Raw genomic sequence first — 15,811 nt, forward strand, 5'->3', positions numbered from 1 at the left:
TCAGAAGCTCGGCTCGGTCGGCGCGGGCGGCAGCGTGACCACTTGACCCGCATAGCTCAGGCCCGCGCCGAAGCCGAGCAGCAGGGCCGTCTGGCCGCCCTTGGCCTTACCTGTCACCAGCATCTCTTCCATCGCGAGCGGGATAGACGCGGCGGAGGTGTTGCCCGTGTTCTCGATGTCGTTGGCCACCGGGATGTCGTCGGCCAGCCCGAGGTTCTTCTTCATCAGCTCGTTGATGCGGGCGTTGGCCTGGTGCGGAATGAACACCTCGATGTCCTCCTTGGCGACCCCGGACACCTCCAACGCGGCCGACAGCGCACGCGGCAAAGTGACCGCCGCCCAACGGAATACCCGCGGGCCCTCCATCCGCAGCGACATCCGGCCGACCGGCTCGACGACCGGGTCGGTGCCCTGCAGCCGCTGCGCCCGCTCCATGTACTCGAGGAAATCGACATCCTGCGCGATCGCGGCGGCGTTCTCGCCGTCGCTGCCCCACACCGTCGGGGAGATGCCGTTCTCCTCGCTCGGACCGACCACTACCGCGCCCGCGCCGTCACCGAAGATCATCGCGGTGCCGCGATCGGTCGGATCGAGTCCGACTGTCATCGTCTCGGCGCCGATCAGCAGGACGTAGTCGGCGGAACCCGCGCGGATCAGGTCGGCGGCGACACCCAGGCCGTAGCCGAAACCGCCGCACCCGGACGTCAGGTCGAAGGCCGCGATCCCGTTCATCCCCAGGTCGTTGGCGACCTTCGGAGCGCCGTGCGGGGTCAGCGTCAGCCAGCTGGAGGTGGCGAAGATCAGCGCGCCGATCTTCGACCGATCGATACCGCTGTTGACGATCGCGCGCTCGCCCGCCGCCGCCGCGATCGACTGCAGCGTCTCGTCACCGCTGATCCAGCGCCGGTTGCGCACGCCGGTGCGCTCGTAGATCCACTCGGGGGTGGAGTCGAGGACCTCGCACACCTCTTCATTACTGACCAGGCGTTGCGGACGATAAGCACCGATCCCGAGCATCGCAACGTTCGCACGGCTCTTGTTGACTGCAATGCTCACCACAGGTAACTCACACGACCCTTCGCTGTCTCCCGACCGCCTCGCTGCGCTCGGCATACGTCCCTTATATCGGGTCGCGCCGCTCTCCCGTTTCGGTCGCTCATCGCTCCCATCTGAAGTCCGGCCCCGACCCAGGCCCGTAAACGCAGCTTAACCGAGGGCGAGATCCTTCAATCCGAGGATAGACCGGTACTCCAGCCCCTCGGCGGCGATGATCTGGTCGGCCCCGGTCTCCCGGTCGACGACCGTCGCGACCCCCACCACCGTGGCACCGGCAGCGCGCAGCGCGCGCACGGCGGTGAGCGGGGAATTTCCGGTAGTGGTGGTGTCTTCGACCACGAGAACCCGCTTGCCGACGATATCCGGGCCCTCGATCTGACGCTGCATACCGTGCGTCTTGGCGGCCTTGCGCACCACGAAAGCGTTGATCGGACGCCCCGGTGCGTGCATGACGGCCAGCGCGACCGGGTCGGCGCCCATGGTCAGGCCGCCGACGGATTCGAAGTCCCAGTCGGCAACCAGCTCGCGCAGCAACTTGCCGATCAGCGGTCCCGCGCTGTGGTGCAGTGTGGCGCGACGCAGGTCGACGTAGTAATCGGCCTCCTTGCCGGAAGACAACGTCACCCTGCCGTGCACGACCGCCAGCTCGCGCACCAGCGCCGCCAATCTGTCTCGGTCGGACCCGGCGTCCTGGGAAACCGCGTCATTGCTTGTTGCCTGGTCGATCATGTCTAAGTCCTTCCGCGTGCGTTGAACAAGCCGCGATTCATTCGGGCCGCCAGGGTTCGCGGGATCATTCCGGCGACGGTGGTGAGCACTTTGTACTGCACACCGGGCACGCTGAGCACCCGGTCCTTCTCCAGATCACGCAGCGAACCGGCGACAACCTGCTCGACACTCAGCCACAGCGGTTTCGGCAGCGAAGACATCTCGATGCCGGCTCGCTCATGGAATTCGGTGCGGACGAAACCCGGGCACAAGGCCTGGACCCGAACACCGGTTCCGGCCAGTCCGCCCGCCAACCCTTCCGTGAAGGATACGACGTAGGCCTTGGACGCCGAATACGTCGAGCCGCGTCCGGGGATCAGACCGGCGACGCTGGCCACGTTGACAATCGACCCCTTCGCCGCGGCGACCATCGACGGCAGCGCCGCCCTGGTGAGCCGCAGCACCGAGGTGACGTTGACATCCAGCTGCGCCTGCAGTTGCTCCGGCGCCAATGTCCAGAACTCCCCCGAATACGCGAATCCGGCGTTGTTGACCAGGAATTCCACGCCATCAGCAGCCCGCGCCGCGACCCGCTCCCGATCGGCGGCATCGGCGAGATCGGCGGCGAGCACCTCGGAGCGGGTGGCGAACTTCCGTTCCAGCTCCGCGGCGAGCTCGGCAAGGCGCTGTTCGTCACGGGCCACGAGCACCAGGTCATAGCCGAGTGAGGCAAGTCGCACGGCGTACCCGTGCCCGATGCCGGAGGTCGGTCCGGTAATCAATGCGACCGGACGCGTTGCGCCGGGCAGGCGCGCGGGAACAGGACTATCGGTCATGTCTCCGCAATTCTTCTACAACCGCTCACTGCGGTACAGGTCCCTGGTACGGGCGGAATCCCGGATGGAACGGGCCACCTGGCGGCTCCTGTGCTTCATCGACCGGCGGCCACTCGGCGTCCGGCTCGGCGCTGACATGCGGTGACTGGTCGCGGCGATCCTTTGCGGGCCAGTCGTCGGACTCGTCGCTCGATTCGCGCCATTCGTCGCGCGGACGGGAACGCGAGTCGGGGACCACCGCGAGCGAAGGCCTGCGCGGCGGCTCCTGGGCGGCCGACGCAAGCGGCGCACGCTGTTCGGGTCCCTCGTCCAAGTCCGGATCGTCGTAGGTGTCGTAGCGCGGCTTCTTGTATCCGGATTTGTCGAAGCCCGATTTTTCGTACTCGGACTCCTCGTACGCGGATTCTTCGTACGCGGATTCCTGATAGGCAGAGGCCGCGTAGCCCGAGTCGCCGTAAGAGTCGCCGTCCTTCTTCATGTCGGTCGGCGGTGTCCGACCGGCGCCGATCGGGCCGTCGGGCTCGCCGTGCTCGTCCGGGTCGTGCTGACGCGTCCGAGTCCGCGGATGCGGGCGGCCCGGGTCGTGGTCGCCCGAGTCCATCCCGAGCACATCGCTGACCGGCGGCAACACGTGCAGCAGACCGGAAAGCCGCAGCACCGCGTCGATGGCGATCTCCCAATCCCGCGCGGTGGTACCGACATTCAGCATGCCGAGTGTCCAGTTGCCCTCGCTCCACAGCATTTGCACCGTGTCGGGCAGAGTCTCGATAAAGGCGACCATCCGCTGGTCGACGGCGTGCCTGGCGATCTCCGGATTGGTCGCGAAGACCACGCGGTCACCGATGGCGCCGAGTAGTTCCAGATCAGCGTCCTTGGGCGGTGACGCGGTCTTGAGCCGCATGTCGACGTCGATATCCGAGCCGATCTGCCTACGCACCGCGACCAGCGTCGCCGCGTCCTCCAGATCGAAAAGGACGAACTTCTCGCCCTTGCGGATACCGGACACCACATCCACCGCGGATAGGTAGCCGAGTTTGGCCAACGCACCGCGGCGCCAGGTCGACGCGAGTGCCGGCTCCACCGACACGTACGTGTATCCCTGGGACTTCGCCCAGACCTGGCGCGCATGACCGGTCCGCTGTCGTTGGACCCGATCGAAATAGAGCAGCACGATCGCACCTACCAGCGCGATCGCCGCCAACCCGAACCACATTGCCGTCATCGCCGTCTACCCTAATAGTCCCGGCCGGACGGAGTCCGACATTGGCCCCGCGCCGGGCCGAGAGAAGGCCGGGCACAGGTCATTCGGGTCGCTCATCTCGGTCCTCCCGGCAGCGAGGTGCTGATGATGATTTTGGCCCGGATCGTCCCGTCCGGAGCCTTGTCGCCTTGCACCACGACCATGTCACCGATGGGCAGATCGGCGACCTCGGCCGCGCTCAGCGAGATCACCTGGGTGTTGGCGTCGGTGTGCACGGTGACCGAGCCGCCCGTCATCGTGTCGAGGGTCAGGGTGCCGCCGTTGTTGGCGCTGATGGTGCCCATGGTCGCGCCGAGTTCGTCGATATTGCCGAGCCCGGGGATGCTCGGCATTGTCGCCGTGGACTGGCCGGACCTCGGTATACCGGTCACCCGGGCCGGGCTCGGCAGCGTCGAGGTACTCGCGGCACTCGTCGACGACGAGTCCTCGCCGCCGAGGAGAAGTCCTGCGATGACACCGACGATCGCGACCAGCGCGACGATGCCGATCGTCAGTGCGACCCACAACCCGGTATTGCGCTTGGGTGGTTGCGGTGGTTGATCGTGCGGACCCTGCGGGACCCTGCCGCCGTAGCCCGGCATAGCGCCTGTGGCCTGCACGGTCGGGTCGGCCCACTGCTGACCGTGGGTGCTCTCGTAAGCGCCCCACTGGTTGTCGTAGGGCGGAAACTCACGGGTGGCGTTCACCGGCGGCGGCGTCCACGGCTCGGGTTGCTCTGACGAGTACACCGAACCGGTGCCGCGGCCGTATGCCTCGGTGTACTCCGTCGTGTGCGCGGGTTGCTCGAATCCGGACTTCTCCGGCGTACCCAGATACTCGGTCGGAGCATCCTCCGGCCGCTGCGCCCACGGGTCGTCCCGATTGGTCATGGCGTCCAGGGTAAGCCGGGTCAGCCCATCAAGCAGTCGGACGTGGCCATCCGGCGGTCGGGTCGAAGCCGCGACACTACCCGAAACCTTTACCCGTTCTTAGGTTTACCACCAGAGCTGGGGGGTTCGGAAAGGTTGCGGGCCAGCTACTTTGGATGCCGTGTTATATGGCCGGGTCGAAGAACAGTTACGGATCCGGGCACTGCTGAACGGCGCGGCGGCGGGACAGAGTGCCGCTGTGCTGATCGTCGCCGAGCCGGGCGCCGGAAAGTCCGCGGTGTTGGGTCTCGCGGCAAAAATGGTCGATTCTGCCTGGCTGGTGTTGCGCTGCGCGGGCACCGAAGACGCGGCGGACCTGCCGTTCGGCGCGCTGCGGGTGCTGTTATCGCCCGCACTCGGCTACATCGACAGACTGCCCGAGCAACAACGTGCGGCGCTTCTGGCGGTATTCGGAGTGCTCGGCGGGCCACAGGTCGCTGATCAGTCGCTGGTCGCCGTCGGCACGGTATCGCTACTTGCGGAGCTCGCGGGCGCGCATCCGGTGCTGTGCCTGATCGACGACGCGCAATGGCTCGATCAGCCATCGGCCGACGTGCTGCTGTTCACCGCGCGAAGGCTCGGCGCCGAGCGGATCGCGCTCGTGTTCGCGGGGCGGACGGAGTTCACCGCGCCCGGCTTGCCCGTGGTGCGCCTGCGGCCGCTGGATGCCGCGCCGCAGCGGGGCCTGTCGGTGGTCAGGACTACCGAGCAGCACGAAAGTGCGCTGCGGAACGGTCGACGGAGCCAGTCCATCGACAGGCCCGATATCGCGCGGATGGCGGTGCTGGTGGCGGCCACCGAGGAAACCGGTGACCTCGATCTGGTGTTGCGGGTTCTCGCCGATCTCGGGTTGACGGTCGACGCGCTGGAGGCCGCCGAAAGGTCCGGCGTGGTGACCGTGATGGAGCAGTCGATAAGTTTCCCGAATCCGCTCGAGCGCGCAGCCGTATACCGGAACGCACCTTTTACCCAGCGGCTCGCGGTGCATGCGGCGCTCGCCGCGGCACTCACCGATCAACCGGACCGTCGGGCCTGGCATCTCGCCGCGGCCGCTATCGGACCGGACGAACCGGCGGCCGCCGCACTGGAGGCGGTCGCGCTGCGTGCATGCACCCGCACCGGGTACGCCACCGCGGCAACAGCGTGGGAGCGAGCAGCCCGGCTCAGCCCCGACCCGGCCGACCGAACCCGCCGCCTTGTCCGCGCCACCGAAGCCGCCATGGATGCAGGCCAACCACAGCGAGCTCTCGGCCTGGCCGACGAGTCGATCGGTTCGACGGACGTGGGGCCCGACGATCGGGCCCGATTGGCCATTGTCCGAGCCCGTGTCGAATTCGAGCGTGGATCGCTGCGCGCCGGATACCAGCTGCTGGTCGATGGCGCCGCGGACCTCGCGTCCGTGCAACCACATCGTGCGGCGCAGATGCTGATCGGCGCCGCCACCGCGGCATGGACCACCGGAAAGCTGTGCGCGGTGGCTACCGCGCGGATGGCCATGGCCGAGCTCGACCTCGGACCGAAGCGAGCGAACTTCCTCGCCGCGGTGGACGGACCGCTCGCGCTGCACTCCAGTGACCACGCGGCGGGGGTGCGGCTCATCCGGACGAATGTGCGGCGCAGCAGGGCGCGGTACTCCGGTGAGCCGTCGGTAATGGTCGCGGTGGCAAACCAGGCGACCGCCGCGGGCGATCTCGATGACGCGCGCGACATCTTGGTCGGGCTGGCCAGGATGTGCCGGGAGCAGGCGATGGACGGCTCGCTGCCCGCGGTCAACGGCGCCCTCGGAACCGTCGAGATGCTGCTCGGCCACTTTCGTGAGGCGCGGGCCGCGCTGACCGACGGACTGCGGATCGCGCACGAGGTGGACCAACCGAACCGGGTCGGCCAAGCCGAGTCGATCCTGGCCGTCATCGCGGCGATCAGCGGCGAGGAAGAACGCTGTCGCGAACTCACCGAACACTGCTTGCGCCAAGCCAGTACCGATTTCAGCGCCTTTGATATCGCACACGCCGAGTGGGCGCTCGGGCTGCTCGACCTCGCCTACGGTCGTTACGAGGCGTCGCTCGATCGGTTCGAGGCGCTGTGGGAACGACCGGACCGGGCGTTGGGCCAGTGGGTTCATCTCATGAGCGACCGGGTCGAGGTGGCGGTCCGGCTGCGCTGCCCGGAACGCGCGCAGCAGCCGTTAACCGCGCTCGAACAGTGGTTCGCGGCAACGCATTCACCATGGATCCAGGCGCATCTGCTGCGCTGCCGCGGGATGCTCGACGGTGACGGTGCGGCATATGCGCGCGCGCTCGACCTGCACGCCGCCGAGCGACGCTGGTTCGACCACGCCCGCACCGCGCTGCTGTACGGCGAATGGCTGCGGCGCGACCGGTGCAAGACCAAGGCGCGTTCGGTGCTGCGCGGCGCGGCGAGCACCTTCGAGCGGCTCGATGCCGAGCCGTGGGCCGAACGGGCCCGCACCGAGCTGCGTGCGGCGGGTGAGGCGACCGTGTCGAAAGGGTCTGATGTGACCGCGCTGCTCACGCCACAGGAGCTACAGGTGGTGCGGCTCGCCGCCGCGGGCTCGACGAACAAGGAGATCGGCGCCCGGCTGCTACTGAGCCCCAAAACCGTTGCCCACCATCTCTATCGAGCCTTCCCCAAGCTGGGTGTCACCAACAGGAACGGGCTCGCCCGAGTCGATCTCGGGCACGGCGGTTCCGACGAATCCTGACGAGCCCACCGGCCATTGATCCGTCAGATGTCCGAAAGTTGTCTGATACCGCAAGTGATTTCGCGCACGTAGCGTCCTGCTGGGGCTACCGGCAACAGCCGGAACGTCCGTGAGAAACGTGCTGTCACGCGCTATCCGGACTTCGGCCCCAAGCCGGCCGACTACAAGTCGAGGTCGGCCGATCACCTTTGTTGGTAAGGAATCGCCATGACAACAACACTCACCGCTCCGACCGGCGCCACGGCCGGAATCGGTCTTGCCGAGCTGGCCGGAAAGCTGTCGACCGGGTCCGCTGTGCATCCCGCGCTGCAGCGTCATCTGACTCCGCGCATCGACGGCGAAGGTCACGCGTTCAACTCGGCCATCGCCAACGAGGGCTTCAACTCAGCCATCGCCAACGAGGACTTCGCCTTCAACTCGGCCATCGTCGACGCGGACTACGCCTTCAACTCGGCCATCGCCAACGAAGGCTACGTCTTCAACTCGGCCATCACCAACGAAGGCCACGCCTTCAACTCCTTCATCAGCAACGAAGACCACGCCTTCAACTCCTTCATCAGCCCGAACCTGTAGTCCGACGCAACAGGCCGAAACTCCGGGTGGCCCCGGCGCGTCCCTTCCGGCGCGCCGGGGTCCACCCGGAGGAGTCGACCGGACATCTCCAAGGAGGCGAAGAAGATGAATCCCGAGGGCGCATCGTGGCCTACGGTCGGACTGGACGTCGAAGGGTTGCGCCGAATCGGTTGGCAGCCCCTCCCTTTCGTCGAGTACGTCATGAAGATCCACAGTCGCTGCAACCTGGCCTGCGACTACTGCTACGTCTATGAAATGGCGGACCAGAGCTGGCGCGACCAACCCAAGAACATGGATGATCAGGTATTCACCGACTCCTGCAAGACAATCGCCGAGCACGCGCGGCGCTTCGCGGTGCCTGCGGTGAATCTGGTGATGCACGGCGGCGAACCGCTACTCGTCGGACACGAGAAGCTGGAGTACTTCGCCCGGTCCGCGCGCGAGCTGCTGGAGCCGATCACCAAGGTGCGCCTGGGAATCCAGACAAATGGCGTCCTGATCGACGAGGAGTTCCTTCGGATCTGCGACCGCTGGGGCATCCAAATCGGCGTCAGTCTCGACGGCGACCGCGACGCCAATGACCGCCACCGGAAGTATCGCCGTGGCACGGGCAGCTTCGACGATGTCGCGAAAGGGCTGGAGCTGCTCATCGGCGGCGACCATCGACATCTGTACTCCGGGCTCCTGTGCACGGTCGATGTCGAGAACGACCCGATCGAAACCTATGAGGCGCTTCTACAATTCGGCCCACCCGCCCTCGATTTCCTTTTGCCCCACGGCAACTGGACCACGCCGCCACCGGCCAAGACCGCCGATCCCACCACCACTCCGTATGCCGACTGGCTGATCCCGATCTTCGACCGCTGGTACAACGCCCCCGAAGTGGAGACCAGGGTCCGGCTCTTCGATGTGGTGATCGAGCTGCTGCTCGGCGGCAACGCCTCGACGGAGGCAGTCGGTCTGGCACCGGTCCGCCTCGCGGTGTTCGAGACGGACGGGACCCTCGAACAGGTCGACGAGTTGAAGTCGGCTTTCGCGGGCGCCACCAAGATCGAGCAGACAGTGACCGGCAACCCGCTCGATGAAGCGCTGTGGGATCCGCATGTGATCGCTCGGCAGATCGGGATCGAGGCATTGAGCGACACCTGCCGGGCCTGCCCCCTCCACAATGTCTGCGGCGGCGGACACTACGTGCACCGTTATCGCGAGGGCACCGGCTTCCGGAATCCCTCGATCTATTGCGCCGATCTCGTGAAATTGATCCGCCACATCGAATCTCGCATCAGGGCCGACATCACGGCGGCGGCCGTCGGATGATGGTGTTCGATTGAACAGCAAGGGAATTCACACGAACAGGGCGTTCGTATTGCTGTGGTCCGGCAATGTTGTTTCGCTGACCGGCTTCTTCGGAATTCGCATCGCCTACCCGCTGCTGGTGCTTTCGGTCACCGGTTCGGTGACGCTCATGGGCTGGGCGGGGTTCGTGATCACGGTGCCGAGCCTGATCTTTCAGATTCCGGCAGGCATCGCGGCGGACTATTCGGATCGGCGGCGCACCCTGCTGATCTGCCAACTGTCCGGATTGACCGCGACCTGTGTCGCCGCCCTGGTTGTCGTTCTGCAGGTGCCGAACCCGGGGCCGTTCCTCATCGTCGCGGCCTTCGTCGAGGGCACCGCCTATGTCTTCTTCACCCTCAGCGAATTGGGCGCTATCCGTGACATCGTCGACAGCGAGCAGCGCCCTGCGGCGTTCTCGTTCTTCGAGGCGGAGCAGCCCATCGGCTCGGTGCTCGGCCGCGCGCTCGGCGCGGCTGCCTATGGAATGGCACGGTGGCTGCCGTTCGTCATCAATGCCGTCTCGTACCTGTTCTGCCTGGTGACACTTTCGGCGATTCGCGGCGACTTCGCGGCGCGAAAGCCGGAAAGCGACCGGCCCAGCGGCGGACGCTGGAGCGTCGCGTGGGAGGGCGTACGGATCGTATGGGCCGAGCCGTTCCTGCGTGCCTCGACGGCGATCAGCGGGTTGTCGAACATGGTCATCCAGGTCGTCATCCTGCTGCTGATCTTCGAGATCGGCACCAGCGGACGGCCTGCGTGGACGGTCGGCGTCGTACTCGGCGCGGCGGGTGTCGGCGGCATTCTCGGCTCGTTCGCGGCGTCCGGACTCACCACCCGATTCAGCGCCCACGCCGTGTACCGCGGATCGTTGTGGGCGTGGACGGCGCTATTGGTGCCGATCGCGCTCAGCTCGAACCCCGCGATCATGGCGGTGTCGTGGTGCGGCATCGGTGCGGTCGGCACCGTCGTCAATGTCGCGCTGACACTCTTCCGAGTGCGCGTCATCCCGGAAGACACGCTCGGCAGAGCAGTCGGCGCCGGCAATCTCGTGACCGACGGCGCCGTCGCGCTCGGTGCGCTGCTCGCGGGCTATCTGCTGACCGCGCTCGGCACCACCACCACCGGGTGGGCACTGGTCGGCGCCATGCTCGTACTCGCGATCGGCGGTGGCCTCGTCGGCCGCAGCCGCGAGGCCTCGCTCGCCGAGGTACCCGCACGAGTCGCGTGATCCTCGGCGAGGGACGCCTCGCTTATTTGCCGACGATGAGGCTCTCACCGTTCGGTGTCACGCTCACCTCGACCGTGTCGCCGTCGGTGATCTCACCGGCCAGCAGTTCCTTGGCCAGGGTGTCGCCGATGGCCTGCTGGATCAGCCTGCGCAGCGGCCGCGCACCGTAGACCGGGTCGTAGCCGCGCACCGCCAGCCAGAACCGCGCCGAATCGCTGACGTCCAGCTTCAGCCTGCGCTGCGACAGCCGCTTCTGCAGCTGGTCGAGCTGGATGTCGACGATGGATTCCAGCTGCTCCTCGTCGAGCGAGTGGAACATGACCACGTCGTCGAGGCGGTTGAGGAATTCCGGCTTGAAGGCCGCGCGCACCGCGTTCATCACGAATTCCCGATCGCCGCCCGCACCGAGGTTCGAGGTGAGGATCAGGATGGTGTTGCGGAAGTCGACCGTGCGGCCTTGGCCGTCGGTCAGCCGACCCTCGTCGAGCACCGCGAGCAGGATGTCGAAGACATCCGGATGCGCCTTCTCGATCTCGTCGAACAGCACCACCGTGTACGGCCTGCGTCGTACCGCCTCGGTGAGCTGGCCGCCCTGGTCGTAACCGACGTAGCCGGGCGGCGCACCGACCAGCCGGGCCACCGAGTGCTTCTCGCTGTACTCGCTCATGTCGATCCGGACCATGGCGCGTTCGTCGTCGAACAGGAAGTCCGCCAACGCCTTTGCCAGCTCCGTCTTACCGACGCCGGTCGGGCCGACGAACAGGAACGAGCCGGTCGGGCGGTTCGGATCGGCGACGCCTGCCCGCGCCCGGCGCACCGCGTCGGACACTGCCTGCACTGCCTCCAGCTGGCCGACGACGCGTCTGCCGAGCTCGTCCTCCATTCGGAGCAGCTTCTGGGTTTCGCCCTCCATCAGCCTGCCGACCGGGATGCCGGTCCACGCCGACACCACCTCGGCGATGTCATCGGGGCCGACCTCTTCCTTGAGCATTACCTCGCCGTCACCGGCCGCCGCTGAGGCCTTTTCGGCCTCGGCGAGCTGCTTCTCCAGTGCCGGGATCCGGCCGTAGCGCAGTTCGGCCGCCTTGCCGAGGTCACCGTCGCGCTCGGCGCGCTCGGATTCACCGCGCAGGGTCTCCAGTTCCTCCTTGAGGACCCGGACCTGGTCGATCGCGCTCTTCTCGTTCTGCCAGCGGGTCATCAGCTGGTTGAGCTTCTCGCGATCGTCGGCGAGCTCCTGGCGCAGTTTCTCCAGACGCTGCTTGGAGGCATCGTCGGTTTCCTTGCTCAGCGCGACTTCCTCGATCTCGAGCCGCCGCACCGCGCGCTCGACCTCATCGATTTCCACCGGGCGGGAGTCGATTTCCATACGCAGCCGCGAGGCCGACTCGTCGACCAGGTCGATCGCCTTGTCCGGCAGGAACCGGGAGGTGATGTAGCGGTCGCTGAGTGTGGCCGCGGCGACGAGCGCGGAGTCGGTGATGCGCACACCGTGGTGCACCTCGTAGCGCTCCTTGATACCGCGCAGGATGCCGATGGTGTCCTCCACCGACGGCTCGCCGACCAGCACCTGCTGGAAGCGGCGCTCCAGTGCGGCGTCCTTTTCGATGTGCTTGCGGTATTCATCCAGCGTGGTCGCACCGACCAGGCGCAGCTCGCCGCGAGCGAGCATGGGCTTGATCATGTTGCCCGCGTCCATCGCGGATTCACCGGTCGCGCCGGCACCGACGATGGTGTGCAGCTCATCGATGAACGTGATGATCTGTCCCGCGCTGTTCTTGATGTCCTCCAGCACGGCCTTGAGCCGCTCTTCGAACTCACCGCGATACTTCGCGCCGGCGACCATCGCGCCGAGATCGAGCGAGACAACGGATTTGCCGCGCAACGACTCCGGTACGTCACCCGCAACGATGCGCTGGGCAAGGCCCTCGACGATCGCGGTCTTGCCGACGCCCGGTTCGCCGATGAGCACCGGGTTGTTCTTGGTGCGGCGGCTCAAAACCTGGACGACACGACGGATTTCGGTGTCGCGACCGATCACCGGATCGAGCTTGCCGGCGCGGGCCGCCTCGGTGAGGTCGGTGGAGTACTTCTCCAGCGCCTGGTAGCTGCCCTCGGGATCCGGGCTGGTGACCCGGGCGCTACCGCGCACCGTGGTGAACGCCTCGCGCAGCGCGTCGGCGGTGGCGCCGTACTTGACCAGCAACATCGTCACGTCCGAGTCGCCGCTGGCCAGGCCGACCAGGACATGTTCGGTGGAGACGTATTCATCGCCCAGCTCAGTGGCCAGGCGCTGGGCGGCCGTGATCGCGGCCAAGGCTTCACGGCCGAGTTGCGGAGTGGTTGTCGCGCCGGTTGCCCTCGGCAGCCGGTCGACGATGTCCTGTGCCTCGCGACGAACCGTCGCCGGGTCTACCGCCACGGCCTTGAGCAGGGGGGCGGCGATGCCGTCGGTTTGATCCAGCAACGCCACCAGCAAATGCGCCGGACGGATCTCCGGATTACCCGCGGCGGACGCCGCTTGCAGCGCGGCGGTCAGCGCCGCCTGGGTCTTGGTGGTGGGATTGAACGAGTCCACGGTCACCTTCCTACTAGTCGATTTCCACAGCACCGAGAGATCGCACTCCACGTGACCGCACGGTATGCCGCGCGGCTCGGTGCCGTACCTCACTGTTCAACGTTGGAAAGGTTGAGTCTGTTCCGCTCAACTTTGAAAGTCTTCTATCTCGACAAACGCTACGCCGCGACACCGCTGAATGCGATGAATCACGACGTCGGTGGTGTATGGATACCTACGACGGCCGTTGCCGTCTGATGCGTCACTCTTCTCCCTAATTTCAAGGAGCGAACAGATGCGCGCGATCGTGGTACGGAGTTTCGGAGCAACACCCGAGTTGACCGATATGCCGGTGCCCGAACTAGGCGCAGGCATCGTCCGCGTGCAGCTGGAGGCGGCCGGGGTGAACCCGTTCGACCAGCGGATGGCCACCGGATTCCTGGACGGGAAGATGCCGCACGACTTTCCGATGATCCTCGGCGTCGACGGCGCGGGCATCGTGTCATCGATCGGGCCCGGCGTCAGCCGGTTCGCCGTCGGCGACCGGGTGGTCGGCAAGTTCCTCACGCCGCCGGCAGGCCACGGTAGCTTCGCCGAGTACGCGGCGCTGCCCGAGAGCGGAGCGCTCACGCGGATCCCGGACGCGGTCCCGTCCGGCGCGGCCGCGGCGCTGCCGACCGCGGGCGTCACCGCACAGGACATGGTGGATGCCACCAAGATCGAACCAGGCCAGACGGTACTGGTGGTCGGCGCCACCGGCGGTGTGGGCTCGTTCCTGGTGCAACTGGCGAACATGGCAGGCGCACACGTCATCGCCACCGCGCGCGGCGACGCCGCCGATCAGATGACCCGCCTCGGCGCGGCCGAAACGGTGGACTACACCAGGGGCCCGGTAGTCGGTCAGGTCGCGGCCGCCCATCCCGGTGGCATCGATGTGCTGTTCGACGTGGTGAGCACGCCCGAAGCGTTTGCCGAACTGACCACGCTGGTCCGCGGCGGCGGCACCGTCTATTCCACCGTCTGGTCCGCCGACGAGGCGGCGCTGCGCGACCGCGGCATCAAGGGCGGCAATATCGAATCCTCTGGCGGTGCGCGGGAATTGAGCCGACTGCTGCAACGCGTGGCGGAGGGCGATGTGGTCGTGCCGATCGCCGCGACCGTGCCACTCGCCGACGCCGCGTCGGTCATCGGCGCCGCGGGCGCACGCGGCAAGACCGTGCTGACCATCTGAAGCGTGTGACGCGCACCCACACTGTCACCTTCCAACCCTGATTGATCGCCTGCTACAACCCGTGAGACAGGCCCGCGGTCCCCGGTGTTTGCCCACCGATTACCGTTGGCCGGACCGTGATGGGCTTTACCCACACGACCACGGGATTTTCGGGGATACTTGACCGCGGAGGACCGCCGGTTACGGGTATGTCCTCGGGCAGCAAACAGAAGGAAAGGAAGCTCGACGTCGTGGATGCGCGTTCGGCTGCGCTGGTCCGCGCCAACTTCCGTTCGGTGATCGAGTCACCTAACGGCCCCGAGCGGTTGATCAGTGCGTTCTATGGTCACCTCTTCGCGGAAAACCCCCAATTACGTGAGCTGTTTCCGCCTGCGATGGATATGCAGGCGAAACGGCTGGTCACGGCCATCCAGTATGTGCTCGACCATCTGGAGGACTGGGGAAGGGCGCAGAAGTTTCTCGAGCAGTTGGCTCGCGATCATCGCAAGTACGGCGTACTGCCCGGGCATTACGATGCCGCGGGCCGCGCGCTGCTGGCCGCCTGCCGCACCTACAACAGCGCCGTCTGGAATCGGGCACTCGAGGAGGGCTGGCGCGACATCACCATCCTGATCTCCGCGTCCATGGCCATCGGCGCCAATTCCGACAAGTCACGACCCTTCTGGGAGGCGACGGTCGTCGGCCACCGCCGGGTGCTGGAGGACCTGGCGATCGTGCGGCTGCAGTCCGAGAGCCCGATCCCGTATCAAGCCGGGCAGTATGTGCCGATCGCGGTGCCGCAGCGACCGAAGATGTGGCGCTACCTATCGCCCGCGATTCCGGCGAACCCGTATGGCGAGATCGAATTCCACATCCGCAAGATCCGCGGCGGCTGGGTGAGCCCCGCGATCGTCAACGAAACCCGGGTCGGCGACAAGTGGATGGTCGCCAGCCCGCTCGGCGGACTGCACGTCGACCGCGACAGCGGCCGCGACGTGCTGTTGATCGGCGCGGGCACCGGCATCGCCCCATTACGCGCGCAGCTCATCGAAATGGGCCAGCGCGGCATCAACCCGCGCGTGCACTTCTTCATCGGCGGCCGCTACCCCTGCGACCTGTACGACGTGGAGAACATGTGGCAGCTCTCGCAGAGCAATCCGTGGCTGACCATCGTCCCGGTCTGCGAACAGAAGACCAACCCGTGGTGGTACCCGCATCCGCCTTCGGATGCGCCCTACGGCATGCACCGGACGCTGATCGGTAATCTCGGTGCGGTGGTCGCCAGCTTCGGTGCGTGGGCGGATCGGCAGATCCAGATCGCCGGATCGGCGCGGATGATCGCCGACACCCGCCGCGCGCTGATAGCGGTGGGCACCCCGGAGTGGAATATCAGCTCCGACCCTGTGTGAAACGA

At 66.7% G+C, this 15,811-nt stretch carries 12 protein-coding genes; 6 read left to right on the forward strand and 6 right to left on the reverse strand.

Annotated features, from left to right (window positions below; translation table 11 throughout):
- From ACFQZZ_RS28555 to ACFQZZ_RS28575, 5 genes are all read right to left on the reverse strand, one after another.
- Complete coding sequence (locus ACFQZZ_RS28555; RefSeq protein WP_378686883.1) at positions 1–1,059, reverse strand: beta-ketoacyl-ACP synthase 3; 1,059 nt, start codon at positions 1,057–1,059, stop codon at positions 1–3.
- Between the two features lie 147 nt (positions 1,060–1,206).
- On the reverse strand, positions 1,207–1,785 hold the full coding sequence (gene pyrE, locus ACFQZZ_RS28560) for an orotate phosphoribosyltransferase (protein WP_378686884.1): 579 nt from the start codon (positions 1,783–1,785) through the stop codon (positions 1,207–1,209).
- Positions 1,786–1,787: 2 nt separating this feature from the next.
- Positions 1,788–2,600 carry an SDR family NAD(P)-dependent oxidoreductase gene (locus tag ACFQZZ_RS28565; RefSeq protein WP_378686886.1) on the reverse strand — a complete coding sequence of 271 codons (813 nt, stop codon included), beginning with the start codon at positions 2,598–2,600 and terminating at the stop codon, positions 1,788–1,790.
- 25 nt (positions 2,601–2,625) lie between these two features.
- The gene (locus ACFQZZ_RS28570) at positions 2,626–3,822 is read right to left on the reverse strand and encodes a hypothetical protein (RefSeq protein WP_378686888.1); all 1,197 of its coding nucleotides are present in this window, start codon (positions 3,820–3,822) and stop codon (positions 2,626–2,628) included.
- A 92-nt stretch (positions 3,823–3,914) separates the two neighbouring features.
- On the reverse strand, positions 3,915–4,730 hold the full coding sequence (locus tag ACFQZZ_RS28575; protein WP_378686890.1) for a DUF5666 domain-containing protein: 816 nt from the start codon (positions 4,728–4,730) through the stop codon (positions 3,915–3,917).
- A 160-nt stretch (positions 4,731–4,890) separates the two neighbouring features.
- On the opposite strand from ACFQZZ_RS28575, the gene ACFQZZ_RS28580 reads away from it, so the two are divergent.
- The 4 genes from ACFQZZ_RS28580 to ACFQZZ_RS28595 all read left to right on the forward strand — a co-directional run bounded on the left by ACFQZZ_RS28580 (position 4,891) and on the right by ACFQZZ_RS28595 (position 10,630).
- Positions 4,891–7,491 carry an AAA family ATPase gene (locus ACFQZZ_RS28580; protein ID WP_378686891.1) on the forward strand — a complete coding sequence of 867 codons (2,601 nt, stop codon included), beginning with the start codon at positions 4,891–4,893 and terminating at the stop codon, positions 7,489–7,491.
- 207 nt (positions 7,492–7,698) lie between these two features.
- Complete coding sequence (locus ACFQZZ_RS28585) at positions 7,699–8,064, forward strand: hypothetical protein (protein ID WP_378686893.1); 366 nt, start codon at positions 7,699–7,701, stop codon at positions 8,062–8,064.
- A 105-nt stretch (positions 8,065–8,169) separates the two neighbouring features.
- Entirely contained in the window at positions 8,170–9,381 is a 1,212-nt protein-coding gene (locus tag ACFQZZ_RS28590) for an FxsB family cyclophane-forming radical SAM/SPASM peptide maturase (RefSeq protein ID WP_378686894.1), read from the forward strand.
- A gap of 10 nt (positions 9,382–9,391) precedes the next feature.
- Positions 9,392–10,630 (forward strand): MFS transporter, encoded by a 1,239-nt coding sequence (locus ACFQZZ_RS28595; RefSeq protein WP_378686896.1) that lies wholly within the window; start codon positions 9,392–9,394, stop codon positions 10,628–10,630.
- A gap of 22 nt (positions 10,631–10,652) precedes the next feature.
- Here ACFQZZ_RS28595 and clpB read toward each other — a convergent pair whose 3' ends face one another.
- Positions 10,653–13,208, reverse strand: a complete 2,556-nt coding sequence (gene clpB, locus ACFQZZ_RS28600; protein WP_378687161.1) for an ATP-dependent chaperone ClpB — start codon at positions 13,206–13,208, stop codon at positions 10,653–10,655.
- 274 nt (positions 13,209–13,482) lie between these two features.
- On the opposite strand from clpB, the gene ACFQZZ_RS28605 reads away from it, so the two are divergent.
- The gene (locus ACFQZZ_RS28605) at positions 13,483–14,418 is read left to right on the forward strand and encodes an NADP-dependent oxidoreductase (RefSeq protein ID WP_378686898.1); all 936 of its coding nucleotides are present in this window, start codon (positions 13,483–13,485) and stop codon (positions 14,416–14,418) included.
- Positions 14,419–14,648: 230 nt separating this feature from the next.
- A complete protein-coding gene (locus ACFQZZ_RS28610; RefSeq protein ID WP_378687163.1) occupies positions 14,649–15,806 on the forward strand; it encodes an FAD-binding oxidoreductase in 1,158 nt (385 codons plus the stop codon).
- The last annotated feature ends 5 nt before the right edge of the window (positions 15,807–15,811 follow it).

It is taken from the genome of Nocardia sp. GCM10030253 (assembly GCF_042675075.1).
Taxonomy (GTDB): Bacteria; Actinomycetota; Actinomycetes; order Mycobacteriales; family Mycobacteriaceae; genus Nocardia.

Coding starts and splice junctions, on each gene's coding strand:
- pyrE (WP_378686884.1), bottom strand. CDS start 1,785: ATGATCGACCAGGCAACAAGCAATGACGCGGTTTCCCAGGACGCCGGG.
- ACFQZZ_RS28565 (WP_378686886.1), bottom strand. CDS start 2,600: ATGACCGATAGTCCTGTTCCCGCGCGCCTGCCCGGCGCAACGCGTCCG.
- ACFQZZ_RS28570 (WP_378686888.1), bottom strand. CDS start 3,822: ATGACGGCAATGTGGTTCGGGTTGGCGGCGATCGCGCTGGTAGGTGCG.
- ACFQZZ_RS28575 (WP_378686890.1), bottom strand. CDS start 4,730: ATGACCAATCGGGACGACCCGTGGGCGCAGCGGCCGGAGGATGCTCCG.
- ACFQZZ_RS28585 (WP_378686893.1), top strand. CDS start 7,699: ATGACAACAACACTCACCGCTCCGACCGGCGCCACGGCCGGAATCGGT.
- ACFQZZ_RS28590 (WP_378686894.1), top strand. CDS start 8,170: ATGAATCCCGAGGGCGCATCGTGGCCTACGGTCGGACTGGACGTCGAA.
- ACFQZZ_RS28605 (WP_378686898.1), top strand. CDS start 13,483: ATGCGCGCGATCGTGGTACGGAGTTTCGGAGCAACACCCGAGTTGACC.